Origin of the sequence: Streptomyces botrytidirepellens (assembly GCF_003721215.1) — a bacterium.
GTDB classification, from domain to species: Bacteria; Actinomycetota; Actinomycetes; order Streptomycetales; family Streptomycetaceae; genus Streptomyces; species Streptomyces himastatinicus.
Genome location: NZ_RIBZ01000044.1, coordinates 21,537 through 43,871 on the forward strand (window position 1 = coordinate 21,537; position 22,335 = coordinate 43,871).

Annotated in this window: 20 protein-coding genes, 1 tRNA gene and 1 pseudogene; 7 read left to right on the top strand and 15 right to left on the bottom strand. The window is 69.9% G+C overall.

Annotation, left to right across the window (positions count from 1 at the left end; all coding sequences use genetic code 11):
• Positions 1 to 7 precede the first annotated feature (7 nt).
• Both EEJ42_RS02995 and EEJ42_RS03000 read right to left on the bottom strand, forming a co-directional pair.
• Positions 8 to 1,207, bottom strand: a complete 1,200-nt coding sequence (locus EEJ42_RS02995) for an exo-alpha-sialidase (RefSeq protein ID WP_246095991.1) — start codon at positions 1,205 to 1,207, stop codon at positions 8 to 10.
• Between the two features lie 391 nt (positions 1,208 to 1,598).
• Positions 1,599 to 2,711 carry an alpha/beta fold hydrolase gene (locus EEJ42_RS03000; protein ID WP_123098473.1) on the bottom strand — a complete coding sequence of 371 codons (1,113 nt, stop codon included), beginning with the start codon at positions 2,709 to 2,711 and terminating at the stop codon, positions 1,599 to 1,601.
• A gap of 84 nt (positions 2,712 to 2,795) precedes the next feature.
• Here EEJ42_RS03000 and EEJ42_RS03005 point away from each other — a divergent pair, with 84 nt between their 5' ends.
• Complete coding sequence (locus EEJ42_RS03005; protein ID WP_123098511.1) at positions 2,796 to 3,776, top strand: ArsR/SmtB family transcription factor; 981 nt, start codon at positions 2,796 to 2,798, stop codon at positions 3,774 to 3,776.
• Positions 3,777 to 3,833: 57 nt separating this feature from the next.
• Here EEJ42_RS03005 and EEJ42_RS03010 read toward each other — a convergent pair whose 3' ends face one another.
• Positions 3,834 to 4,571 carry a class I SAM-dependent DNA methyltransferase gene (locus EEJ42_RS03010; RefSeq protein WP_123098474.1) on the bottom strand — a complete coding sequence of 246 codons (738 nt, stop codon included), beginning with the start codon at positions 4,569 to 4,571 and terminating at the stop codon, positions 3,834 to 3,836.
• 202 nt (positions 4,572 to 4,773) lie between these two features.
• On the opposite strand from EEJ42_RS03010, the gene EEJ42_RS03015 reads away from it, so the two are divergent.
• Positions 4,774 to 4,849 (top strand) — tRNA-Arg (locus EEJ42_RS03015).
• 433 nt (positions 4,850 to 5,282) lie between these two features.
• Here the strand turns inward: EEJ42_RS03015 and EEJ42_RS03020 are convergent.
• From EEJ42_RS03020 to EEJ42_RS03030, 3 genes are all read right to left on the bottom strand, one after another.
• Positions 5,283 to 5,729, bottom strand: a complete 447-nt coding sequence (locus EEJ42_RS03020) for a hypothetical protein (protein ID WP_123098475.1) — start codon at positions 5,727 to 5,729, stop codon at positions 5,283 to 5,285.
• A 38-nt stretch (positions 5,730 to 5,767) separates the two neighbouring features.
• Positions 5,768 to 7,306 carry a restriction endonuclease fold toxin-2 domain-containing protein gene (locus tag EEJ42_RS52285; protein ID WP_246095992.1) on the bottom strand — a complete coding sequence of 513 codons (1,539 nt, stop codon included), beginning with the start codon at positions 7,304 to 7,306 and terminating at the stop codon, positions 5,768 to 5,770.
• A 164-nt stretch (positions 7,307 to 7,470) separates the two neighbouring features.
• Positions 7,471 to 8,628, bottom strand: a complete 1,158-nt coding sequence (locus tag EEJ42_RS03030; protein WP_123098476.1) for a Dyp-type peroxidase — start codon at positions 8,626 to 8,628, stop codon at positions 7,471 to 7,473.
• Positions 8,629 to 8,855: 227 nt separating this feature from the next.
• Here EEJ42_RS03030 and EEJ42_RS03035 point away from each other — a divergent pair, with 227 nt between their 5' ends.
• Positions 8,856 to 10,067 carry a right-handed parallel beta-helix repeat-containing protein gene (locus EEJ42_RS03035; RefSeq protein WP_123098513.1) on the top strand — a complete coding sequence of 404 codons (1,212 nt, stop codon included), beginning with the start codon at positions 8,856 to 8,858 and terminating at the stop codon, positions 10,065 to 10,067.
• Positions 10,068 to 10,074: 7 nt separating this feature from the next.
• On the opposite strand, the gene EEJ42_RS03040 is transcribed toward EEJ42_RS03035, so the two are convergent.
• The 3 genes from EEJ42_RS03040 to EEJ42_RS03050 all read right to left on the bottom strand — a co-directional run bounded on the left by EEJ42_RS03040 (position 10,075) and on the right by EEJ42_RS03050 (position 15,652).
• A complete protein-coding gene (locus tag EEJ42_RS03040) occupies positions 10,075 to 10,770 on the bottom strand; it encodes a hypothetical protein (RefSeq protein ID WP_184502912.1) in 696 nt (231 codons plus the stop codon).
• A gap of 287 nt (positions 10,771 to 11,057) precedes the next feature.
• On the bottom strand, positions 11,058 to 13,577 hold the full coding sequence (locus EEJ42_RS03045; RefSeq protein ID WP_123098515.1) for an SdrD B-like domain-containing protein: 2,520 nt from the start codon (positions 13,575 to 13,577) through the stop codon (positions 11,058 to 11,060).
• 743 nt (positions 13,578 to 14,320) lie between these two features.
• Positions 14,321 to 15,652, bottom strand: a complete 1,332-nt coding sequence (locus EEJ42_RS03050) for an aspartate aminotransferase family protein (protein ID WP_123098477.1) — start codon at positions 15,650 to 15,652, stop codon at positions 14,321 to 14,323.
• 85 nt (positions 15,653 to 15,737) lie between these two features.
• Between EEJ42_RS03050 and EEJ42_RS03055 the strand changes: the two genes are divergently transcribed.
• Complete coding sequence (locus EEJ42_RS03055) at positions 15,738 to 16,679, top strand: LysR family transcriptional regulator (protein WP_123098478.1); 942 nt, start codon at positions 15,738 to 15,740, stop codon at positions 16,677 to 16,679.
• A gap of 148 nt (positions 16,680 to 16,827) precedes the next feature.
• Positions 16,828 to 17,148, top strand: a complete 321-nt coding sequence (locus tag EEJ42_RS03060; RefSeq protein ID WP_246095993.1) for a hypothetical protein — start codon at positions 16,828 to 16,830, stop codon at positions 17,146 to 17,148.
• A 79-nt stretch (positions 17,149 to 17,227) separates the two neighbouring features.
• Here EEJ42_RS03060 and EEJ42_RS03065 read toward each other — a convergent pair whose 3' ends face one another.
• The 4 genes and pseudogenes from EEJ42_RS03065 to EEJ42_RS52305 all read right to left on the bottom strand — a co-directional run bounded on the left by EEJ42_RS03065 (position 17,228) and on the right by EEJ42_RS52305 (position 20,304).
• Positions 17,228 to 17,599, bottom strand: a complete 372-nt coding sequence (locus tag EEJ42_RS03065; RefSeq protein WP_123098479.1) for a hypothetical protein — start codon at positions 17,597 to 17,599, stop codon at positions 17,228 to 17,230.
• Positions 17,600 to 18,011: 412 nt separating this feature from the next.
• Positions 18,012 to 18,840 (bottom strand): annotated as a pseudogene (locus tag EEJ42_RS54435) (MerR family transcriptional regulator).
• Between the two features lie 9 nt (positions 18,841 to 18,849).
• Positions 18,850 to 19,335 (bottom strand): alpha/beta fold hydrolase, encoded by a 486-nt coding sequence (locus tag EEJ42_RS52300; RefSeq protein ID WP_246095996.1) that lies wholly within the window; start codon positions 19,333 to 19,335, stop codon positions 18,850 to 18,852.
• Positions 19,336 to 19,395: 60 nt separating this feature from the next.
• Positions 19,396 to 20,304 (bottom strand): SDR family NAD(P)-dependent oxidoreductase, encoded by a 909-nt coding sequence (locus EEJ42_RS52305; protein WP_123098480.1) that lies wholly within the window; start codon positions 20,302 to 20,304, stop codon positions 19,396 to 19,398.
• A gap of 140 nt (positions 20,305 to 20,444) precedes the next feature.
• On the opposite strand from EEJ42_RS52305, the gene EEJ42_RS03085 reads away from it, so the two are divergent.
• Positions 20,445 to 21,314: a helix-turn-helix transcriptional regulator gene (locus tag EEJ42_RS03085; RefSeq protein ID WP_123098481.1), complete on the top strand. Its 870-nt coding sequence runs from the start codon at positions 20,445 to 20,447 to the stop codon at positions 21,312 to 21,314.
• Positions 21,315 to 21,333: 19 nt separating this feature from the next.
• Here the strand turns inward: EEJ42_RS03085 and EEJ42_RS03090 are convergent, their stop codons facing one another.
• Both EEJ42_RS03090 and EEJ42_RS03095 read right to left on the bottom strand, forming a co-directional pair.
• Positions 21,334 to 21,720, bottom strand: a complete 387-nt coding sequence (locus tag EEJ42_RS03090) for a VOC family protein (protein ID WP_123098482.1) — start codon at positions 21,718 to 21,720, stop codon at positions 21,334 to 21,336.
• The gene (locus tag EEJ42_RS03095; RefSeq protein ID WP_123098483.1) at positions 21,717 to 22,010 is read right to left on the bottom strand and encodes an ArsR/SmtB family transcription factor; all 294 of its coding nucleotides are present in this window, start codon (positions 22,008 to 22,010) and stop codon (positions 21,717 to 21,719) included. The genes EEJ42_RS03090 and EEJ42_RS03095 overlap by 4 nt, the downstream gene beginning before the upstream one ends.
• A 90-nt stretch (positions 22,011 to 22,100) precedes the next feature.
• On the opposite strand from EEJ42_RS03095, the gene EEJ42_RS03100 reads away from it, so the two are divergent.
• Positions 22,101 to 22,334, top strand: a complete 234-nt coding sequence (locus tag EEJ42_RS03100) for a S1 domain-containing protein (protein WP_123098484.1) — start codon at positions 22,101 to 22,103, stop codon at positions 22,332 to 22,334.
• Position 22,335: the final 1 nt, after the last annotated feature.

Sequence of the window (22,335 nt, forward strand, 5' to 3'; positions counted from 1 at the left end):
TTGTGTTTTACGACCCTCCGGTGCCGAAGTACGGCCGGCAGACCCCACCGTCATAGTCCGTGGCAATCTCAAGCACCTTGCTGCCGTCCTCTGATGGCAGGAGGCTGGAGCTGTAGTTGGGGCAGGAGTCCAGCTTGTCGGACTTCACCGCGACGGGCGCCGGGATCTCGCGCCACGCCCCTTCCCCGCCCTCGCTGTTGGTCCAGATCGTGCGCCCGCTGGCCTCGGCCCGGCTGCCGTCCTTGGTGTACATCGCCTGACCCACCAGCAGCAGCTTGCCCTGCGGATTCCCCTCCTCCGGCGCCCAGGCCAGATTCGGCGCGTGCAGGAAGTACTTCCCGTCCTCCGTCTCCGCCCGGGTGCCCAGGTCGGCCGGGTCGCCCCAGTCCCACCCGTCGCGAGACGTCCGCAGATGCGCCACGCACGCGTACTTGCCCCCGGCCGCGCAGATCTCGTACGACATGACGTACGTCCCGTTCGGCAGCTTCCGCACGACCGCCATCCCGGGCCGGTCGGACTCCAGCTTGCTGGTCACGGTGTCGCGGGCCCCGCTCCACGAGACGCCGTCCTTTGACCGTACGGCGACGAGCTTCTGGCTGTGGCGCGGATCGGTCTCGTCGGAGTAGTGGCAGACCAGGTTCCCCTCGGCGTCGATGGAGAACTCCGGCTCCCACAGCCCCTTGGCGTTCGACGCGGTGGCGACCGTCGACAGAGGGCTCCAGTTGCGCCCGTGATCGGTGCTCTTGAACACCCGGATCGACATCCGGCGGTCCGGCTTCTCGTCCTGCCCGAACGACGCCGCCCACAGCAGCGTCCCGGCGGGCATGTCCCCGACCTGCTGCGGCAGCTCGTAGAGCGTGGCGCAGCACAGCCCCTTGCCGTTCGCGGCCTGCGGTGCGGAGACGGTCCCCACCTGGCGGAAGCTCCCGCCGCCGTCGGTGCTCTCCTGGATCTCCCCGACCCCGTTGCCGCCCTCGTGCGAGACGGACGAGGCGAGCACACGCCCGTTCGCCTCCCCGCTGTGCTGCAACCGGATCGCCCGCGGATACAGCGACCCACCCTCCCCCAGCGGCTTGGCGGCCGCCTTCTGCCCGGGCGCCTGCCCGGGCGCCGCGTTGTTGCTCACCGCACCCTTTCCGGTCTGCTCACTGTCCTGCGAGGGGTCACCGCTGCACGACGTGAGGAAAAGCGCGGTGAAAGCGGCCATGAGCGATATGAGAAACGCCGGGCTGCGCGGGCGTGAACGGGTCATCGTGCTTGTGGACATGGGGCCTTCCTGGGGGGTGGAGTCAACGACCTCTCGCAGTCGATGTTCTGACGGCTCGCCACGTAACCCTGCATCGATTTCCCACATCGCGCAAATCACAAAAGACGCCCGATTTTCGTTAGTGGCACGTTAGTGAATCAACAGCGATTCGTCAGCGCCGACGGGCAGCCTTGGTGTCACGGTGGCTGCACCCAAAACGCCAAAAGGAAATTGACGAGAGGCACGATGGCGGCGACGGTGCGGCCACATTTCCGTACAGCACTCGGCCCCCTATTTCGCAATAGGCGCCCACTCGGCGGCATAATGCTGCGCTCGTTCCGCGGGGCGGCGCTCACATCGGCAGGTGGCGGGCGAAGAACGACCGTACGAGGTCGCGAACGGCGGGCACGGTGACCCGTGGGTCCGCCCGCCCGACCATGGCGGCGCGTCCGGCAGCGGTCATCAGACCGGCCCTGTGGAGCTGGGGGACGAGGGCCGCGTAGTCGGTGAAGACCCAGTGCGCGGCGTCGTCGAGCTGCCGCCGGGCAACGGGGCCCGCGTGAGCGAGGAGCGCTGCCCAGGACCGGTCCAGCCGGGCGTTGCGGAAGCCGTCGGTGCCGACCAGGAGCAGCGGCCGGTCCGTACCCTGCCGGGCCACCGGCAGCAGTTCGCCGTCCATCTGGTCGAGATACCCCTCCAGGTTGGCCGCGGCGGCGATCCGCCGGTCCTCGTGGAGCGCCTGCGCGGCCGCGGTGCCGCCCGCGGAGTGCCCGTAGACCCCGACCCGGTCCAAGCCGAGGGCGTCGAGGACGAAGCGGAGGTCGGCGACCCGGGTGTCGATCATGGTGCGGAAGGCGGCCGCGTCGGGCGGCCCCTGCAGCGCGGTCGGCCGGACCCGTTCGCGGCCCGGCCGCTCGTCGGGGAACTCCACCTCGCTCGCGTCCCCGGGGTGATCGACGGTGAGGACCGTCCAGCCGTACGAGGCGAGATCCACCGCGAGGGAGACGCCCATCGTGCGGGCGTCGCCCCCACCGGGACTGTAGAGCAGCACGGGGCGCCGCCCGGGCAGGGGCGGAGCGCCGGTCCGGGCATGGGTGAGCGTGGCCGCCCAGTCGACTCCGGCCACCGGCAGCTGCGGATGCATCAGCGGACCGATCTCCGTGAACAGCGCGGCAGCGCCCGGCGTCAGCTGCGGGGCCCGCGGAAAGCCGCGTCCGGGGGCGACGGGCCGCAGGACGGTGACCATGAGCTCGCGTACGCCGATCCGGGGCTCCCACGGGTCGTTGCGGGAGCGATCGAGGAGGTGCAGCGTCGTGGCACCGACGGCGTACGGCCCTTGGGGCGCCGGGAGACGCAGGCCGGGCGCGGCGGCGGAGACCGGGACAGCGGCCAGCAGCGGAGCGGCGGCCCCGGCGAGGGCGGCCTTGGCGAACAAGCGCCGACCGGGTGTGAGGAAAGAAGCCATGAACGGCATCCTGGGAGCAGCCTCTGTGCCATGGCGAAGCATTCGACCGGGCCCGAAAGGCTGGCGCGGAGCGGGGGGATGTGCGTGATCCGGATCCACTTCACGGCGGACGATCTCGCCCGGGTGCGGTTCGCGCCACGGCCGTCGCCCGTACCCGAGCTGCACGCGGCCCTGATGATGCTGGGCTCCCCGGAACCGCTGTTCGGGCGCTGGCGGCACCGACTGCTGCGCAGCCTGCCGCGCACGGTCGAACCGCTCGCGGACCTGGCACCGGGTGGGGTGGCCCCCGCCTTCCTCGACGTCCTCGGCGACACGCCGGACGAGGGCTTCGCGCTGATCAGATCGGCCCGCCCGGAGTTCGTACGGGCAGGGATCGAGCAGGTGTACGCGACGCGTCCCGCCCCGCCGTGGATCCGCGCCCTGCACGCCGGGGACGCCGACGCCTGGCGGACACTCGGCCGGGCCCAGCGGTCGGCGTACCAGTCCGTCCTCGCACCGGTGTGGTCCCTGGTCCAAGACCTGCACCGAGCAGAATTCGCCCGCCATGCCCTCACGGTCACCGAACAGGGCCTCGGCCCCGCCCTGACCGCCCTGGCCCCCGGCTCACGGCTGCGCGACGGCGTCTGGGAATGGCCCCTGCCGGGCGTTCCAGACGTGCGCGAGATCCGGCTCGACGGGCGCGGGCTGATCCTGCGGCCCACCTTCCACTGGCGCCGCGGCCCCCTCGTCCAGGACCGGCCGGACCGCCCGGCGGCACTCGCCTACCCGGCAGGCATGAGCCTCCCGCTCACCCCGCCCCGACGCAACCCGCCGGACGACCCCCTCGCGGACGTCCTCGGCCGCACCCGGCTCGCTCTGCTCCGCACCTTGGACGAGCCCCACACCACCACGGCCCTCGCCCGCCGCCTCGGCGTCAGCAACGCCACGGCCTCCACCCACGCCACGGCCCTCCGCAGCGCCGGCCTCCTCACCACCACCCGCAGCGGCCGCTCCGTGCACCACGCGCGTACGCCCTTGGCAGAGCTGCTGCTGACCGAGCCTCGCCTGCGGCTGGAGGAGAGCTGACCGAGGAGAGGGCGGACCCAGGCACCCCCTGCCAGTGCCCGGCCTGGTGGCTTTTCGTCAGGCGTCACTTTTCTCATAGAGGCTGATGTGGCGCCAACTGGTGGCGTCGTACGGTTCGCCGTCCCATCCTCCCCACCGGTCGCGCAGCCGAAGGCCCGCGATACGAGCCATGAGGTCGAACTCGGGCGGATACGCCAAGCGCAATCTGATGGGGCTGAAGGCGAGACCGTCGACGCCGAGGTGGACGTGATTCTCGTCCAGGATCTGGGTGACCGGGTCATACCGGCAGACACCCAGCCCGACGCGGTCGGCCTCAAGGCGCTCGACGTCGATGAACTGGTGGCCCGGCTGAGCGGGGGCCGTCGGCACCCGGCACTCCAGGACGAACACGCCGTCGTCGGCCAGGTGGCGCGCGGCGTTCTCGAAACACCGCACCTGGTCGTCCTGGGTCAGCAGATTGCCGATCGTGTTGAACACCAGGTAGACGAGCCCGTACGTGCGCCCGGTGGTAACCCGGGACATGTCCCCCATGGTCACCTCGACCCGGTCGCCGCCCGGCTTCTCGCGCATCCGGTCGACCATGTGCTGCGACTGCTCGATGCCGTCGACGCGCACCCCGGCCGCCCGCAGCGGCAAGGCGATGCGCCCGGTGCCCACGGCAAACTCCAGCGCGTCGCGGGGACCGGCCAGCCCGGCGAGAAACCTGACCGTCTCCTCCTCGTCTCCACGCGCGTCAGCGTCGTAGGTCCGGGATGTCTCGTATCCGAAGCTCGTCCTGGGGTCGAAGCCCTTCATACACGTCCTTCCGACACAGGCGCTCTTCAGCGGTCAGCCCCAGCCTGGCGAGGCAGCAAGATCGTTACCACCGAATATCGCCGGCCCACTACCCACAGGCACGGCTCCGCTACCGAGCAGGACAGCACGACGTTGGCAACCTGTTCCGCACCCCGATCCCGAACCCGGTAGGCTGACCCTCGGCCGCCATACCAGCGACCATGCCTCCGTAGCTCAGGGGATAGAGCACCGCTCTCCTAAAGCGGGTGTCGCAGGTTCGAATCCTGCCGGGGGCACCATGGGATAGGCCGTTGACCTGGGGTTTCTCCCCCAGGGAGGCGTCCTGCTCGGCCTCGGACTCCGCGCCGGGGCCGTTTGCGTGGGCGGACGGGGAGTTGATCCCCCGGGTTACTCTCAACGAGTGAAAACCCTGCATCCAGCGCCCCGGCCGACCCCACGCTCCCGGCCGTGCCAAGGCAGCCAAGGCCCGCAGCGCCGCGCAATGCACCGCCGCCCCGGCCCCCGCGGCAGTGGCCGGTCCACCGCTTCAGTCGCCACACGCTCGGCGAGCACACCGCGCAGGATGTGGTCGAGTTCGCGGCTGAGCTCCTGATCTCCGGGTTCTCCAGGCCCGTACGGCCCAGGCGGTAGCACCCCATGGGCCGTACCGCACGGTCCCCGTGACCGCCGAACGGCTCGTCGGCCGTGCGGGGAGGCTACCGATCTCCGGGATCAGTCGAGCTCTCCAGTGTCCTCGAGGTGCTTCATGAACGCGGCAGCGATCCGCGGACGGGGCGCCTCTGGAACGGGGGTGTCCGGCAGCTCGGCTTCCAGACCCCATTCCGTGTTGAAGGCGACGGCCACGCCCGTCGGCACCACATTGTTCGAGAGCCAGACGGCGAAGGCGGCCGCTGTGTGAACAGTGCAGTCCATGACGGACACCCCCTCGGGTGCAAGCAAGGCCATGCCTTCAAGCTCTTCGTCGTCCAGGGTGATCCCGAAGTGCATGGACGATCCGCTGACCGGGCCGTCAGAGCCATCATCGATGCGGATGAACTCCTCAGGGTCGCGCTCGCGCAGCAGGGTCTCCAGGCCCTCGTAGGTCAAGCCCCAGCTCTGCCCCTCCGGCGGGCTGAAGATGTACATGGTGCGGAGTTCGGCGATCTCTTCCGGTTCCATCGTGGCGCTGTGCTTCCTGTGCGGCTGGGCGGCGGTGGTCAGGGTACGTAGCGGGCGTGGCCTTTGACACCGTAGGCGGCCATCATGACGCGCCAGTACTGGACCGACTCCTGGTTGTTCGTGACCGTCTCGACGCCTCGCATCTCCGTGTTCCTGGGGTCGTCGAGAGCGGCGGCGTACTTTTTGAGCTCGTCGCGGTCCGAGCGGTAGAGGAAGTCCTTTTTCCCCTTCTCATGGTTCTCGCGGAGGTCGTCGAGCGAGCGGTAGCAGCGCTGGTTGGGTTTGTTGACGTACTTCGCCTCGACTGCCATACCGTCGAGATCGCGGAACCCGTCCACCATCAGCGTGTTCCCCTTGCTGTGGCCGGGCGGAATAGGGACCTCGTACTCTGGGTAGCCGGCCACGCGCTTCTGATAGGCGATCTCCGCCGGCCTGCCGCCCGAGACATCGCCCGGCCGTAGAGAACTCAGCCAGGTCTGGAAGTCGTTCTGCTCCCCAGGCGTGAGCGGCGGAAAGCGAGGGTCGGGCGGCGTGCCCGGGGAAATCGGCTGGACACGCGGGCCCTTAGGAGGGCGATAGGCGGCCGGGACCAGGGTCGGGACGCGGATCAGCGGAGCCAGGAACGGCGGCAGACCTGGCAGGAGGCCGTCATTGTCGGGCTGCGGCATCTTCACCCTCGACTTGGAAGTATCCAAGGCAGCGGGGATCTTGCCGAGGGCGGCGATCCGCGTGTCACCGGCAATGGCCTCGTGAAGGCCGCCGTCGTGACCGTCCCCTCCGAACCTGGGCTGTTCCCAGGGCCAGAGAGGCTCTCCGGTGAGGGGCATGGATTCCATGGCCCGACGGTCCTTGGCGGCCTCTATGTGACCGGCGTAAGCATCGCAAGCGTTGGCGAGCATCTTGCAGGCGGTGGGAAGGTTCGCCATGAGCGTCTCGTCCGCGCCCACCTCGCTCGGCGGCGCGGCCTTGCCGACGAACTTCTTGAAGAAGTCCTCGACCGCGTCGGCGGTCTCGCCGACCTGGTCGAGGTTGGCGGTCTTCCAGGCGGTGTCGGAGTCCCAGTAGGCGTCTTCGAGGATCTTGGCGGCGCTACGCCAGGTCTTGGCGACGGCGTGGAGTTTGTCCGGCTGGCCGAGGAAGCGCTCGTTGAAGAAGTACTGGTCGGTGCCGCTGGTTTCGCCGACGACATCAGGCAGGTCCTCGGCGTTGTGGCTGGCACGTGGGTTGCAGTCGGGTCCGGACGGCTGCGGGCCGATCCCTGGGTCCTGAGGACTCTTGCCAAGAAGCTCCGCAGCTGTCTTGCTCTCGTGCTTCAGGAACTCCTCAGACGCTTTGACTAGGGCCCCGGCGCCGTTGGCCATCACCTGATGGGCAAAGCCGGACTTGTCGAAGACCGTCTTCACGGCCTCCTTGTACACGGCGGCAAAGGCCCGCCCCGCCTCGTCGTCACCCGCCATCCCACCGTGCTCGTTGAGTTCGGTGAAGAGCAGACTCAGCATCTCGAAGATCAGATCACGCAGCCGCACCATCGACCAGGACGCGTTGACGAAGTTCGACGTCTGATGCCGGAGATCCAACGTTCCCCCGCCCTCCCCGCAGAGCCACAACGGATGCCCACGGCACCGTACACGAGTGCGAACTGTGCGTACACGAACGACGATTGACGCCGCGTGTCGCAGACAGCCGACGAAGCGAATTCGGGGAGCCGTCTGATCGGGCCGAAGCGGCGGGCGCGGGGTGATCAGGCGAACAGCTGGGAACCGAGCGGGTGCTGCCGGTCGAAGCCGGGGAGGATCAGGAACGTCGCGCTGGCGGTTGTGGTGGTGAATCGCAGCAGTGCGTCGGAGGTGTCCATGTGGGTGAGGGTGGCGGTGAAGGTCCGCAGGTCGTTCTGGAAGCTGATGAAGAGCAGGCCGGGGGCGGGCTCGTCGGTGCTGTAGGAGCGGCGGAGCATGAGGCCGGCGCCGACCACGGAGGGGTTCGCCCTGCGCACGTGGGCGTCCGCGGGGACGAGATAGCGTCCGTCCGGTGTCTTGGCGCCGAGTTCCGGGCCCGAGGCGACGGGGCCGCCGGAGAGGGGGACGCCGCTGGCCCGGCGCCGCCCGAAGACCGCCTCCTGCTCGGCTACGGACAGGGCGGCGAACCGCGGCAGGTCGAGTTCCATGCGCCGCAGTACGGCAAGGGTGCCACCGGCGACCGCGGGGGGTCCGGCCAGCCACAGGTCGCGTCGTTGTTCGGCGGCCGTGTGCGGGCCCACGATGCCGTCGATGAAACCGAGCGGGTTCCGCGGCGCGGTGAGGCCGTTGCCGACGGGCACGTTCGCACCGCGGCGTGCGGACTGCCGCCAGCGTTCGTGGATGCGGTCACCGGCCTGGTCCAGAAGCGCGGCGGCGACGACCGGTAGGAGCAGCGCGTCGCTGGCGCAGATCTGCATCAGCAGGTCACCGCCGCGTGCCCGCGGGGCGATCCGCTCGCGGGAGAACCGCGGGAGGTCGGCCGCGCCGGGCAGCGACGCGTCGGCCGTGCGCACCAGCCGGGGGCCCACGCCGACGGTCACGGTGAGGTCGCCCGGCGACAGGCCCAGCAGCCGCGGGTCGTTGCCCGCGATGAGTGTGCGGATGGCCTGGCCCAGTTCGGCCAGTAACGGGCCGGGAGCCACGGTGGCACCGAGGTCAGCCACCACGGCCAGCAGGTTGCGCTGGGCCGGCTGGGGGAGCGTGATGCCTGCCTGATGCCGGCCCGTCGCCACAACCGGCGTCGGCGTGGCCGCGGCGGTGGGGGCGTGCCGGCCTGGCCGGGCGGAGTCCGATGTGCACCCGGCGGCCAGGCCGGCGGCCACCATGGTGCCGGTGACATCGAGGAACGCGCGGCGCGACGGATGGTGATCGGCTCGATGCATGGGGTGCAGAGTGCCACACCCGAATCGTGCGCGCCGGTCAATCTCGCCAATTATGGCGGGTAATTGGACGTTCTGCCAGACTGGGGCCCATGCCTCGATTAGCTCTTCGCGTGGTGGCGGCGGTACTGGGCACGCTGACCCTTGTGGTCGGCTGCGGTGGCGGCGATGGCGGCGATGGCGGATCGGGCAAAGGCCGGCGGCCGACCGGTGCGCATGTGACGATCCGCGTGCCTGCCGATGCCCCGACGATCTCGGATGCGGTGTCCTTGGCTCGGCCCGGTGACCTGGTGCTGGTCGCTCCGGGCGTGTACCACGAGTCGGTGAAGATCAATACGGCTCGCATCACTCTTCGCGGCGCGTCCCGGCACAAGGTCGTCATCGACGGGCGGTTGCGGCAGCCGAACGGTGTCGTCGTCGCGGCGCCCGGGGTGGCCGTGGAGAACCTGACCGTGCGGAACAACACGCAGAACGGGGTGCTGGTCACCGGTTCAGCGGCGGCGGCCGCCGGGCTGCCGGGGCAGAGCGGCGGCTACGACACCGGCGATGAGCCCGTCACCTTCCTGAAGTCGTTCCTGGTCTCGTATGTGACCGCGACCCGCAACGGTCTGTACGGCATCTACGCGTTCTCCGCGCAGAACGGTGTCATCGAGCATTCGTACGCGTCAGGCGGGGCCGACTCGGGGATCTATGTGGGGCAGTGCAAGCCGTGTCACATCGTCGTGCGGGACAACATCGCCGAACTCAACGCGGTCGGCTACGAAGGCACCAACGCCAGCGGCGACATGTACGTGGTCCGCAACCGCCTTGTCGGCAACCGGGTCGGCCTGACCACCAACTCCGACCACCAGGAGAAGCTGCTCCCGCAGCGGGGCGCCGTCATCGCGGGCAATCTGATCGCCGCCAACCAGCAGCGGGCCACCCCGCAGCAGGCCGACGGCGGGTGGGGCACCGGCATCGGCGTCGACGGCGGCAGCGACAACCAGTTCGTCCGTAACCGCGTCGCCGACAACAGCAACGCCGGGCTGGTGATCACCGCCACCGCCGACATACCGTCGGTCGGCAACCAGATCGTGGACAACACGTTCACCCGCAACGGCGTCGACGTCGGCTGGACGTTCCCCACCGCCACGCGGGGGCGGGGCAACTGCCTGCGCGGCAACGATCTGCGCACCACGGTGCCCGCCCGGCTCGCGACAACCGCGTCCTGTCCGCTGCCGGCCAAGTCGCCCTCGCCGGCCGGCAGGTGGACGATGCCGACCGCGCCCGGGGGCATCCCGTTCACCAAGGTCGCGGCGCCCGGTCCACAGCCGCAGTTCCCCCACGCCACCACTGAGGGCGCCACCGTCGTCCCGGCCGTTCCGGCCCCGCCGGACATGGCAGACATCCCGCTGCCGCCGACGTCCCTGCTTGCCGCGGACGCGCGGGTGCGGGCGTCCTGAACAGCGGCTACTGGGTCGGGGTGACTCCGGGCACCGGCTTGACCGGAAGGTACTTCTGGGTGTCGAAATCGATGACCACCGGCCGCGACTCGGAACCCACGCTGACGCGGACCCGGTGCATGGTGCCGTCCGAGCCGACCCAGTAGCGCACCCGGCCCGCCGTACCGGAGCGGTCGCGGGAGGACGGCCCGGTCATGACGTCCACCCGATGCCCGTCCACCCGGTCTCGGCCCAGCCAGGCGGCGCCGTTCTGCGGCAGCAGTTCGGCGTTGTCCGGCCGGTCGCTGCCGAGACCGAGTGCGATGGCCAGCGAACTGTCCAGCGTGCTGCCGGACGACTGGAGCGGACGGCCGTACCAGCCCGAGCGGGGCGGCGACGCGGGTGCGTGCGCCGGGGCGTTCGCCATCGGGTGGACGAACACCGAGGTGGCCGTCCACTCGATCAGGCCGTCGCTGGATGTGTCGCGCCCGGTGCCGTGCACCACGCCGTAACCGAGCTTGCGTTGGTAGTCGACCGACCCGGTCACGATCAGGCCACCGGCGGTGCCCGGCACGGTGATCGTCACCGCGCGGCCGTGCGCCTCGTAGTTACGGAACCGGGTCATCGCCAGCCGGTTCACCTCATCCGACGTCAGTGCGCGCGGACCGCTGGGGCCAGAGCCGCCGTCGACGACCAGGAACGCGGCCACCGCGACGGCCACCATGGCGATGACGGCTGCCGCCCAGCGTGGCCGCAACCATCGGCGCCGGTCAGCCGCACGGGCTGGTCGAGCTTGCTGGGTTCTGACGCTCCGCACACGGCCCGACGCTGACACTCTTCTGATTTCCCCTCTCCATCACCACGCTGCTCGGTCGCCTTACGGTCGCGGCGGCACTGGGCAGTCCGGTGGCGGACGACTCCAAGGCCGGCCCTCGTGGACCGGCCGAGACGTGATCTGCCTGACCGCGCCATACGGATCGCGGGCAGGCAGATCACTGTTGTTCGGTTCGTTCAGTGTTTCTGGGCGCGGCGCTTCCGGCTCATGAACGCGATGAACAGGCCCGAACCCACCAGCAGACCGACGAGGGCGATCACCTCTGGCAGCCCGGACATACCGGTGTGCGCCAGCGAACCCCTGCTGCCACCGGAACCCGTACTCCCACCGGCCGGGCCCGAGTTGGCAGGCGGCGCGCCTGACGGTGGCGAGGCCGGGCCCGGTGGTGAGGTCGGGCCCGGGGCCGGTGGTGAGGTCGGGTTCGCGGTATCGGTCGGGGTCGGGGTCGCGGGATCGGTCGGGTTCGCGGTATCGGTCGGGGTTGGGGTCGGGTTCGCGGTATCGGTCGGGGTCGGAGTCGGGGTCGGCGTTGCCTTGGGGATGTACACCCCGGCGTCGATCGTGTGATCGACCCCGCCCGGCTTGTCCGGCGCCCTGACAGGCGCGGAGCCGTTGCACAACTCCCCGGTGGTCGGCGGGGTCACGTTGGAGTCATGCGCACGGTTGGCACCGGCCCGCGGGAGCGTGAACCGCAGCTCGCTCGCCGGGGGCTGCTCGGGCACCTTGCTGGTGTCCGCGGTGCACACGTCGAACTGCACCGTGTACTTCGCGCCCGGCGTGAGCTCGTACTGGGCGCCGACACCACCGAAGTAGTACTCGCCGGCGGCATTGGTCCTGGTCGTGGCGACCTGTTTGCCGTCCGCGTCCAGCAGGTTGACCGTCGCCCCCGGCAGCAGCACGTGCCCCGGGTCCTGGATCCCGTTGTGGTCGCCGTCGAACCACACGACGTTGCCGATCTGGACCGGCGCGTTCGCCGCCGCGTACGCGATGTCACCGAGCCCGCCGGCCTTGCCGAACCCGCCTTGTTCCCGGCTGACGAACTGGAACCCGTTGGCGGTCGGGGCGTTGCCCGGGCCCTGGCCGGTCGTGATGTCGTGGTACCCGGTCCCAGAGGTCGCGACGTCGACGACCGGGTCGAACTCCGTGCTGACGACCCACTGCTGCTGCGGGATATAGGCCACCGACCCCAGCGCGGTCTCCTGGTGCGCGCCGCGAAAGAAGTCGCCCGGGAAGTATTCGGCGACATCGGCGGGCTGGCCGCCATTGTTGGCGGGGGTGGCGTGGTTGGGGCAGCTCCCGGTCCCTTCCCACTGGTATTCACCGGTGGGAGTGGCGCAGACCATGGTGATGTCACCACCGGACATGGCGCTTTCCGCCGTGTCGTTCCCCGGGCGGGGGTCCAGCCCTCCCCAACTGAGCACGTCCATGAACCGGTCGCGGAAACCCAGGATCATCGAGCCGTCGCGGCCGAAGGCGAGGGAGGCCAGCTCCGGCTGCGGATCGATGAAGACGTTGCCCGCCTTCCGGTCGTCCCACGTGTCCAGGCTGGTGTTCCACGGGTTCCAGTGGGTGGCCTTGTCGCCGGAGCCGAAGACGCTGCCGCGTTTGTCCGTGAGCGGGTGGCTCAGCACGGTGGTGAACCGCTTGCCGTCGTAGGTGGAGACGAAGGCTTTCAGGTCCGCGCGCTGCTGCGTGCTCTCCGCGCTGCACACGCCGCCCACGTACAGCGTGTTGTTGTGGACCTGGAGACCGAACGGCCGCCAGTCGTCGGGGCTCGCACACCCCGGGTCCGGGATCGGGACCGTCGCCTCGGGCTCCGAGGCGGTGGCCCCTGTCGCGTCGAAGCTCACCAGGCTGCGGGTCCGCAGGTTCACCGCGTACAGCGTGGAGCCGTCCTCCGACAGGGCCAGGCCACCGATGCTCTCCTTGCCCGGCGCGTCGGTGAACCCGGGGTCCTTGATCATGTTGGCGGTGTCGTGCTGCGTCACCGCGGCGTCCGGCACCCGCGCGAACAGCTGTGGCGCACCCGAGCCGTTGACCGGCACCGTGTAGATCGCGCCCCCGCCCTGCGGTCCGTACGGGGCGTACCGGCGGGCGAACGCGCTCTGGAACAGCCGGGTCCGGTCCTTGTCGTACGCCAACCCGAACGTCGTACCCACCTGGTCCTGCGTGGCCAGCGTGGTCGGGCACGCCACATCGGTGGGACACGTGCCCCGGCTCTTCGTCCCGAACGCCACCAACGCCCGGTTGTCCGTCCCGTTGGCGCCGTTGTGGACCGGCACGAAGTACCGCGAGTCCGGCAGCGCGTAGTCGGCCGGATCCCACACCCCCGTCACCACCGAGGCGTTCTTTCCGTCCGACACATCCACGAACGACGTGAAGCTGTCGAAGTGGTTCTCCGCCGTCGACGCGGGCGCCGCCCGCAGATAGTCGCTGTACGGTGCCGGGACGCTGACGTCGACGCGGTATTGGCCGCCGCTCAGCACCGTCGACTGCGCCACCACGACCTTTCCGGTGGCATCCGTGACGCCCGTGACGACGTGCCCGGCGGGGTCGGAGATCTGCACCTTCATGCCCCGCTGCGGCACGTCCATCGTCTTATTGATCACGCCGGTGCCGAAGAAGTCGCGCAGCACCTCAACCGTCAGCGTGCCGTCGGCGGTCGAAGCGGCGGCCGGTCCAGCCGTCGCCCCCACGGCGCCGCCCGCCAGCAAGAGAACAGATAACCCTATGCGCGCCAGCGGCCCCGCGAGTCTGCGGGCCGACCGGCGTGAGTCTCTGCCGACTCGGTTCATGGCATCACACTCCACATGTCTCTTGTGGTGAAAACGAAGCCCCCGCTTGTCGCCGCACGTCCACTTCGTGGCCTCAGACGCGGATGCCTGCCGCGAACGCCACGGAAAAGAAAAAGGGCCCAGCGCTGTTGCGTGGACCGCTTTGCGATGATCGTTTGAGGGTAATTGCGGATGAGCCGTAAGCGCCGTGTCCCAGGAAAAGCGAACGCGTGTTCAGAGCTGTGAGCAGGGCCGCCCCGGGTTGCGTCTTTTCGCAGCTCAACCACGGCACCCTCGCCCCCACCGCCTACCTCACCGACCGCCATCGCGAGCAGCGCGCGATATCTTATCCGCTGGAGTCTCGCCGTCACCAGCAGAAGCCCTGGCATCCATCGGAATCCGTGATGATCCCGAGCGCCCGGAGAATGGCGATCGGAAGAATGTGCGACAGCCACGTAACGGTCGGATCCGGTCCGTTGGGTGCGATTACGCCCGGGTGACGCGTCGGGAACGCCCTCGTCAGGCAGGGGTGTTGTGTAGCCGGGATCGGCCCCACGGTTCGCCTGTTTCATGATTGTCGGGCGTCATATTTGTTATGTGGAAAGAGTGTTCGGAAGGTGCTCCTGGCCAGGATGTGAGGGGGGGGAGGCCCACGGTGGATCGCTTCAGAGGCCTCGTACGGCGTCGGTGAGCGCTTCGTCGAGGATGGCGACACCGCGGGCGATCTCCTCGTCGCTCGCGGTCAGCGGCGGCGCGATGCGGAAGGTGCCTCCCATGCCGGGCAACTGGACGATGTTCATGTGCAGCCCGAGTTCGAAGCAGCGCCGGGTGACGGCCGCGCCGAGCCGGTCGGCGCCCCCGGCGCCCAGCACCTGGTCGCCGGCCAGCTCCACCCCCGCCAGCAGCCCGCGGCCGCGGACATCCCCGACGACGTCGTGGCGGGTGGCGAGACCGTCGAGCCCCTCACGCAGCGTCGTGCCGAGCCGGCGCGCGCGCTCGTCGAGGCGGTCGCGGACCAGCACGTCGAGGACGGTGTTGCCGACGGCGGCGGGCAGCGGGTCGCCGGCATGGGTGGTGAGGAACAGAAATCCCCGGTCGTGTGCTTCCTGCTCGATCTCCGAGCTGGTCAGCACGGCGGCCAACGGCAGCCCCGCGCCGAGCGTCTTGGACAGCGTGAGGATGTCCGGGACGACACCGTCGTGCTGATGGGCGTACCAGTCGCCGGTGCGGCACAATCCGGTCTGAGCCTCGTCGAGGATCAACAGCATGTCCCGTTCCCGGCACTTCTGCGCCAGGGCGGCGAGATAGCCCGGCGGGAGCTCGATGATGCCGCCGGAGCTGAGGATCGGTTCGACCAGGCATGCGGCGAGACTGCCGACCGACTGCGCGTCGATCAGGTCGAAGCCCAGGTCGAGTTGGCGGCGCCAGTCGAGCGAGCCGTCGGCGTCGACGATGTCGGGGTGGAAGCGGTCCGGAACCGGCAAGGCGAAGTTGCCCGGCGCGGCGGGTCCGTAGCCCCTGCGCCCGGCGCTGTAGGTGGCGTTCGCGGCGGCCTGGGTCATCCCGTGCCAGGACCGGGCGAACGAGACGATCTCATGGCGGCCGGTGACGAGTTTCGCCATCCGCACCGCGGCCTCGTTCGCCTCCGCCCCGGTGGTCAGGAGCAACACCTTCTCCAACGGATCGGGCAGGGTCTCTGCGAGCCGGCGAGTGAGCTCGATGACCGGGCGGCTGAGCATGCCGCTGTGGAGGTGATCGAGGAGGGCGACCTGCTCGCGGACCGTCGCGACGATGTCCGGGTGAGAGTGTCCGAGGATGGCGCTCATCTGGCCGGAGGTGAAATCGAGCAGTTCGCGACCGCTCTCGGTGAACACCGATGTGCCCGCGGCGCGAGCGATGACCTCCGGAGTGAACGCGGCTTGTCCGGAATAGCGGATGAGGTGGCGCTCCGGGGCGCCACCGGCTGTCTCGGCTGTCTCGGCTGTCTCGGGAAGCATGTGACCGACGTTAGGGACGCACCGCTGCGCGCGTCCATCGCACAGATCCGACCACCCTGTTCGGCAGAACCGTACAATCGGGCGCATGCTCAACTCGGGGCGTCTGCGGCTGCTCAGCCTGCTGGAAACCCTGGGTACCGTCCGCGCGGTCGCCGAGACACTGCACCTGAGCGCCTCGACGGTGTCCCAGCAACTGGCGGTGCTCGAGACCGAGACCCGATGCCGACTGCTGGAGCGGACCGGGCGGAATGTGCGGCTGACCCCGGCCGGTCTCCTGCTGGCCCGTCGGGGCCGGGAGATCCTGGACCAGATGGCCGAGGCCGAGGCCGAGTTGCACGCCTTGAACGACGAGCCCATCGGCACCGTCCGGCTCGGGGTGTTCCAGAGCGCGATCTACACCCTCGCGATGCCGGCGGCGACCCGCCTGGCCACCACCCACCCGCGCCTGCACCTCGAACTGATCGAGTCGGAGCCGCACGAGAGCGGCGCGGCCCTCCGCTCGGGCGAGGCGGACGTCATCGTCACCACCACCGATTACGCCGGCCTCTCGTGGGGTGCGGACCTCGAGATCATTCCCCTGGGCATCGACCCGATCGTCCTGGTACTGCCGCCCGACCACCCGCTGGCCTGCCGTACGACGGTGAATCTCGCGGCCTGCGCGGAGGAGACGTGGGCGTGTGACCGCCCGCAGTCGTACATGGCGGATCTGACCATGCGGCTGTGCCGCGAGTCGGGATTCGAGCCCCGAGTGGCCTGCAGGTTCAGCAACTACCTGATGCTGCTGCAACACGTCGAATCGGGCCGGTCGATCACCCTGCTGCCCGCCCTGGCCGTCACACCGGACCACGCCGTCGCCACGCGGCAGCTCAGCACACCGGTACACCGCAACGTCACCATCGTGGTGCGGCGCGGCACGACGCAGCGCGCCGCGGTGAACGCGGTCGTCGCGGCGCTGCGCAACCATCCCGAGATCCCGGCCCTCTCCGCCCCTGTCCGGCGCCCCGAACAGCACCCGCCCATGCCGTAGGCCAGGCCCGAATTCCGGGTCCCGTCCCATCCCGCCCACCGCCGGGCGGTTGGCGTTCGAGACCGTGACGACCAGGCGTCCCACGCTCTGTACGCGGCCGCAACGGACAGGGCTGCTCGGCACCAAGTGGCACCGAGCAATCGTTCACATGAGCCACGCCCTGGTGACGCTGTACTCGACCCCCGGCATCGGCGCGGCTCGTGGGCTGGTCGACGCCGCGGTACGCGACGCCCGCAACACGGGCGACAGCGTCCGCGTACGGGCCCGAGCCCATGCGCTGCAGGCCGAGATCGCCGCCCGGTCCGACGCCGAGCGGCATGCGCAGACCGCGCTGGCGCTCGCCTGGTACGACATCGAACGCGACGCGGACGGCGATCCGATGCCTACGAGCTTCAGCGCTGATCACCTGCGGGGCTTCGAGGGCTTGTGCGAGTTGCACGTAGACGGCTGCCTGGCCATCAACCCCTGATCGCAGACGACACCACGACCGAAAATGTCCTGCCGGGTACGTACCCGGCAGGACAGTGTTCCGACTGTCGAGCAGTGGATTACTTGTGGACGATGCGGAACGTCGCGGTTCCGGGGGTTCCGCGGGTGTCCACCTGATAGCTACCAGTGGGCACCTTGTACGATCCCATCTGGAAAGCGTCGCCCTTCTTTAGGCCCTGGACATACGCCAATTCGCCGACCTTGATCGAAGGCCGCCAAGCAGAGCAGTGGCCAGGAGCGACTGCGGCCGTGTGCTTCCTTGTGGTGAAGGCGACGAACGAACGGTAGCCACTCGCGTGGTTGCAGACACGCACCTTACCGTCGGCCGCCGGCGCGGCCGAGGCGGCTGGAGCGGTCACGGCGACCGCGCTGGCAATACCGGCCAGACTCATCGCACCGAAAGCGATACGCCGAGCGAAGTGGTTACTCACAGCATCTCCATCGTGTCGGAAAGTGGATGTATCCGTTTGGGCAGACACCGAAGCCGCACCCGCCTGCGCCGACCCCATGCCGATGGCGGTGGCCGCCGCGGCACTGGCCAGAACGGCTGCTGACCTGGTGAACTCAATTCCCACCTTTCCTGACGGCAGTAATGACTGACTAACCGGCACCTAACGTTCGCTGCCGTGTGACTAACGTGCCGCCGCGCGGCCGAGCCGCTCGGACGCCCGCGACGCCCCCAATCGCCAGCCGCCCTCGAACGCGTCGCCCGCCGCCTTGCAGACCGCCCGCCCGCCCATTCCGGCCGTCACCATCGCCGTGCCACCAACCCAAGCCGACAGGTCACCTGTCAGTGACGTACGCACGGCTCGAATACCCACCCGCGCTTGTTGCCAGGGGACGTCAGTCCGCGGGGTGATCCCCCTCCGCCGTTGGGGGGAGCGGTGTGCCGCATCGTCCGACCTTCCGGTCCACGCGCTCGAGCTTGGTCCAGCCCGTCCAGCCTCGTTCCTTCAGCAGCTCGATCAGTCGGCGAGCGGGCGGGATGGTGTCGAAGGCCAGGGTGTCCATCAGCGCTGCGAGCGGGGGCTCCAGGTCGCCGTCGTCGACGTAGTCCTCGCCCGGCCGTAGGCCAACTGCGCGAAATAAGTAGCCAGTTCGTCGGCCAGGTCGGTCAGGCGGGGGTCGTCGTCGGGGCGGTCGAGGGCCTGGGTCAGGGTGCGGTAGAAGCCGATGAACCGCGGGTCGGCGATCTGCTGCCGCTTGCGGGCCATCCACTCCGGGGCCCGCTCGGGTGAGTGCGCGGCCAGCGGGATCCAGCCGTCGCGTTCGACCTGGACGATCCGTTCGTCGACGCCGAGCGCCCGCAGGCGGTCGAGGAACTCGACCACCTCCGGGGCAGGGCCACGTTGTCCCCGGCGGCGAGGCGGGCGATCCGTTCGCGGTGGCGTTGCCGCTCCCGGATCTCCGCGCGCAGCCGCTGGTCGATGTCCGTGACCGCGGCGGCGAACTCCTCCTCGTCGGCCTGGAGCAGCTCGCGTACGCGCGCCAGTGGGACCCCGGCCTCGGCGAGGGTACGTATCTTGATCAGCTCGACCACGGCGCCCGCGTCGTATCTCCGGTAGCCGGAGTGGTCCCGCTCCGGCTCCGGCAGCAGCCCCTTGGCGTGGTAGTGCCGCACCGCGCGGAGCGTCACTCCGGCGTACGACGCCAGTTCGCCGATGGTCAGCATCCGGGCAGCTTACGAATGATCTCCGCGATGTGCGGGGCGTGGGTGAAAGCCAGGCGGTGGTCGGCGTCGAGCCGGGTCGTAGAGGTATGCGGTCGTTCGCGTACGAGCCGTTCGATGCCCGCGCGCCAGAGGCGGTTGTGCCGTGGCGCACGGCCCTCGGTGCTGTCCCCCCGCGAGGGAGGTCGACATGATCAAGCTGATGGGGTGGTCGATCTTCCGGTAGCGGTCGAGGATCGCGGACCGCACCACGTCGATTTCGAGGTTGAGGTCGTGGATTTGCTGGGCGGTGAGCAGCACCTGGTGCGCGGTGCCCTTGTTGTGTTCGGCTCCTTGCGCCAAGTTGTCCGCCATCGCGCGGAACTCCGCCTGGTCGGGCTCGGTGATGAACGGTTCGGGCAGCGGGTTCGCCCCGTCGATGAGGACGAGCCCGGCGACGGCGTCAGGGTGCTCGGAGGCATAGTGCACGGCCAGGTTCGCGCCCAGCGAGTAGCCCACCAGCAGCGGCGGCGAGGGCGGGTCGAGGTCCGCCAGGATGGCGACGAGATTGCGGCAGGGTCAAGACGGCGGCCTCGTGAAGCGTTCGGCGGCGTCCCAGAGTTCGCCTTCGCGCCGCGGGTCGTAGGACTCCTCGGACGAACGGGCCTCGCGGCCGCGGTCGACGTACGAGCCGGTCGGCGCCCTGGTCGTACCGAGCACGAGGTCGGCGAGGTGACGGCCCGCGGCGCCGCGGGTGGTGGCGAACGGGGTGAGGGTCATCGCGGGCAGGATGCGGCGCATCGCGAAGCGGGAGAGGGGGCCCGCGTGGCGGGCGAGGCCGGTGCCGGGGACGAAGCCGGGGTTGTACGCGACGGCGTCGATGCCGGCCGGCAGGCGGCGCGCGTACTCGTGCACCAGGTAGATCGCGGCCAGCTTGCTCGTCGCGTACGCGGTGCGCCCGGCGGCGGTGGTGTGCGGCCGGGCGAAGGCGCCCGTACGGGCCAGGACGTCCGGGGACTGCCAGGCCGGGCCGGGCACCATGCCCAGGTTGTGCCGGACGTCGCCGAAGTGGGTGTCGCTGGCTGTGATCACGATCCGGGCGGGCCCGGTGAAGCGGTCCTGGAGCAGGCGGACGAAGAGGTGGTGGGCGAGCACGTTGACCGTGAAGGTGGACTCGAATCCGTCGGGGCCCTCGGTCAGGGCGTTGGTGTGCTGCACGCCCGCGTTGCCCACGAAGCCGCGCAGCGGCGGGAGCTCGCCGCTGTCAAGCCGGGCGCGGATCTCGGTGGCGGCGGTGCGGACGCTGCGGAGGGAGCCGAGGTCCGCCGGGACGTACGAGACCGTACGCCCGCCCGCGGCGAGCCGTGCGCCCGAGGCTTCGCGGGCGACGACGAGGAGGTGCGCGTCCGGCGAACGGCGCAGGATCTGCTCCGCGGCGACGCGGCCGATGCCTCGGCTGGCGCCGGTCATCACGAGGGTGTGCTTCACGGGAGGCTCCTTCACTGCTCCGCCCGGTGTGGGCGTGCCCCTACGTTCGCCGCGCCTCTCCCCGCCGACCAGTGCCGTGCCCGTCACTAGGACTGGCAGTACCCAGGCTGATCTGGCGCGCGGCGGGCGAGAATGCGCCCATGGGTTCCTCCCGCTCCTCCGGCTTCGCCGCGCTCCTGCGCGCCTGGCGCGACCGTCTCTCCCCGGCCGACGCCGGTTTCGCCGTGACGCCCGACCGCCGTGCCCCGGGGCTGCGCCGCGAGGAGCTGGCGCAGCTGGCCGGGCTCTCGGTCGACTACGTCCTGCGGCTGGAGCAGGGGCGCGCCACGAACCCCTCGGCCCAGGTCGTCGGCGCCCTCGCCCGTTCCCTCCAGCTCTCCCGCGCCGAACGCGACCAGCTGTACCGGAGCGCCGGACTCCTGCCGCCGCGGGACGGGACGGTCAGCGCCCATGTGCCCGCGGGAATCCAGCGGCTCGCCGGGCGCTTGGGCGACGTACCGATCGGGGTGTTCACCGCCGACTGGACCCTGGTGTGGTGGAACGCCACGTGGGCCGCCCTGCTCGGCGACCCCACCGTCCTCCCGCCCTCCGAACGCAACCTCGCCCGCGCCCTGTTCGGCAGCGGTGTCGCGCACGCCGCAATGATCACTGTGCAGTCCGAGCGCGGTCAGGACGCTTTCGAGGCGTCGATCGTCGCCGACCTCAAGGACGCCGTGTCCCGCTACCCCCGCGACGTCCAGCTCGACCGTCTCGTCAGCGAGCTGCGAGGCGTGTCCGACGCCTTCGCGCATCACTGGTCCGCGCAGATGGCCGCCGTCCAGCACACCACCGACCGGAAGACGATCCGGCACCCGGAGGTCGGCGACATCCTGCTCGACTGCGACGTCCTCATCGTCCCCGGGGCGGACCTGCGCATGGTGACGTACACGGCGGCGACCGGGAGCCGTGACGCGGCCAAGCTCGACCTGCTGCGGGCCACGGGTGGCCGTACCACCCCCGCGCTCCCCTGACCGGCGGCTGCCGGGGGGCCTACTTGCTGTGCACGATCTGGATCAGATTGCCACAGGTGTCGTCGAGAACCGCGGTGGTGACCGAGCCCATCTCCAACGGTTCCTGAGTGAACTGCACCCCGAGCTCGCGCAGCCGGTTGAACTCCGCCTGCACGTCGTCCACGGCGAAAGAGGCGGCCGGGATGCCGTCCTGGACCAGCGCCGCCTTGTACGGGTGCACCGCGGGATGGCCGGACGGCTCAAGCAGCAGTTCGGTCCCGTCGGGCTCTTCGGGCGAGACCACGGTCAGCCACCGGTCCTCGCCCAGCGGGACGTCGTGCTTCTTCACGAAACCAAGAACGTCGGCATAGAAGCGCAGGGCCTTCTCCTGGTCATCGACGAAGACACTGGTCAGGTGGATCTTCATGGGGCCTTCTCCTGTGCATCGGGCCTGAGCCATCGGGTCACGATGCGCTCGAGGGGTTCGGTGTTCACGTCGTGGAACTTGTAGCGGCCCTGGCGCCGCGAAAGGACCAGGCCCGCGGATTCCAGTACGGCCAGGTGCTGGCTGACCGCCTGGCGGGTCAGCCCCAGGCCGTGCTTGGTCACCAGCCGTGTGCAGATCTCGAACAGCGTCTGGCCGTCACGTTCCACCAGCTCATCGAGGATGCGCCGACGGGTGGGGTCGGCCAGTGCCTTGAAGACATCCTCCGTCACACCCCCAGCATAGGCAAGTGGCTGCTTGCCTATCAAGCGTCATGAGGCCCATCCCCGCCAACTGGCCGACCGCGCCGTAGGGTTCGGATCATGGTGACTGCGACAGTGCGCGAGTGGCACGAGGAGGAAGGGTGGGGTGTGCTCGACTGCGTCGAGACTCCCGGTGGCTGCTGGGGCCACTTCTCCCACATCGAGGTGGCAGGATTCCGCACGCTGTCACCAGGGCAGCACGTCGAGCTCGAATGGGAAGCGCCCGGCTTCGAACAGGACGGGTACGAGTACCGCGCGGTGCGCATCGTTCCTCGGGACGGTCACGGCGGCTGAA

What these genes read in the sequence shown, in the direction of transcription:
- EEJ42_RS03020 (WP_123098475.1), bottom strand. Translation starts at nt 5,729, where the DNA reads ATGGAACCGGAAGAGATCGCCGAACTCCGCACCATGTACATCTTCAGC.
- EEJ42_RS03000 (WP_123098473.1), bottom strand. Translation starts at nt 2,711, where the DNA reads ATGGCTTCTTTCCTCACACCCGGTCGGCGCTTGTTCGCCAAGGCCGCC.
- EEJ42_RS02995 (WP_246095991.1), bottom strand. Translation starts at nt 1,207, where the DNA reads ATGGCCGCTTTCACCGCGCTTTTCCTCACGTCGTGCAGCGGTGACCCC.
- EEJ42_RS03085 (WP_123098481.1), top strand. Translation starts at nt 20,445, where the DNA reads ATGGGTTCCTCCCGCTCCTCCGGCTTCGCCGCGCTCCTGCGCGCCTGG.
- EEJ42_RS03055 (WP_123098478.1), top strand. Translation starts at nt 15,738, where the DNA reads ATGCTCAACTCGGGGCGTCTGCGGCTGCTCAGCCTGCTGGAAACCCTG.
- EEJ42_RS03010 (WP_123098474.1), bottom strand. Translation starts at nt 4,571, where the DNA reads ATGAAGGGCTTCGACCCCAGGACGAGCTTCGGATACGAGACATCCCGG.
- EEJ42_RS03030 (WP_123098476.1), bottom strand. Translation starts at nt 8,628, where the DNA reads ATGCATCGAGCCGATCACCATCCGTCGCGCCGCGCGTTCCTCGATGTC.
- EEJ42_RS03040 (WP_184502912.1), bottom strand. Translation starts at nt 10,770, where the DNA reads ATGGTGGCCGTCGCGGTGGCCGCGTTCCTGGTCGTCGACGGCGGCTCT.
- EEJ42_RS03050 (WP_123098477.1), bottom strand. Translation starts at nt 15,652, where the DNA reads ATGCTTCCCGAGACAGCCGAGACAGCCGAGACAGCCGGTGGCGCCCCG.
- EEJ42_RS03090 (WP_123098482.1), bottom strand. Translation starts at nt 21,720, where the DNA reads ATGAAGATCCACCTGACCAGTGTCTTCGTCGATGACCAGGAGAAGGCC.
- EEJ42_RS03100 (WP_123098484.1), top strand. Translation starts at nt 22,101, where the DNA reads ATGGTGACTGCGACAGTGCGCGAGTGGCACGAGGAGGAAGGGTGGGGT.
- EEJ42_RS03060 (WP_246095993.1), top strand. Translation starts at nt 16,828, where the DNA reads ATGAGCCACGCCCTGGTGACGCTGTACTCGACCCCCGGCATCGGCGCG.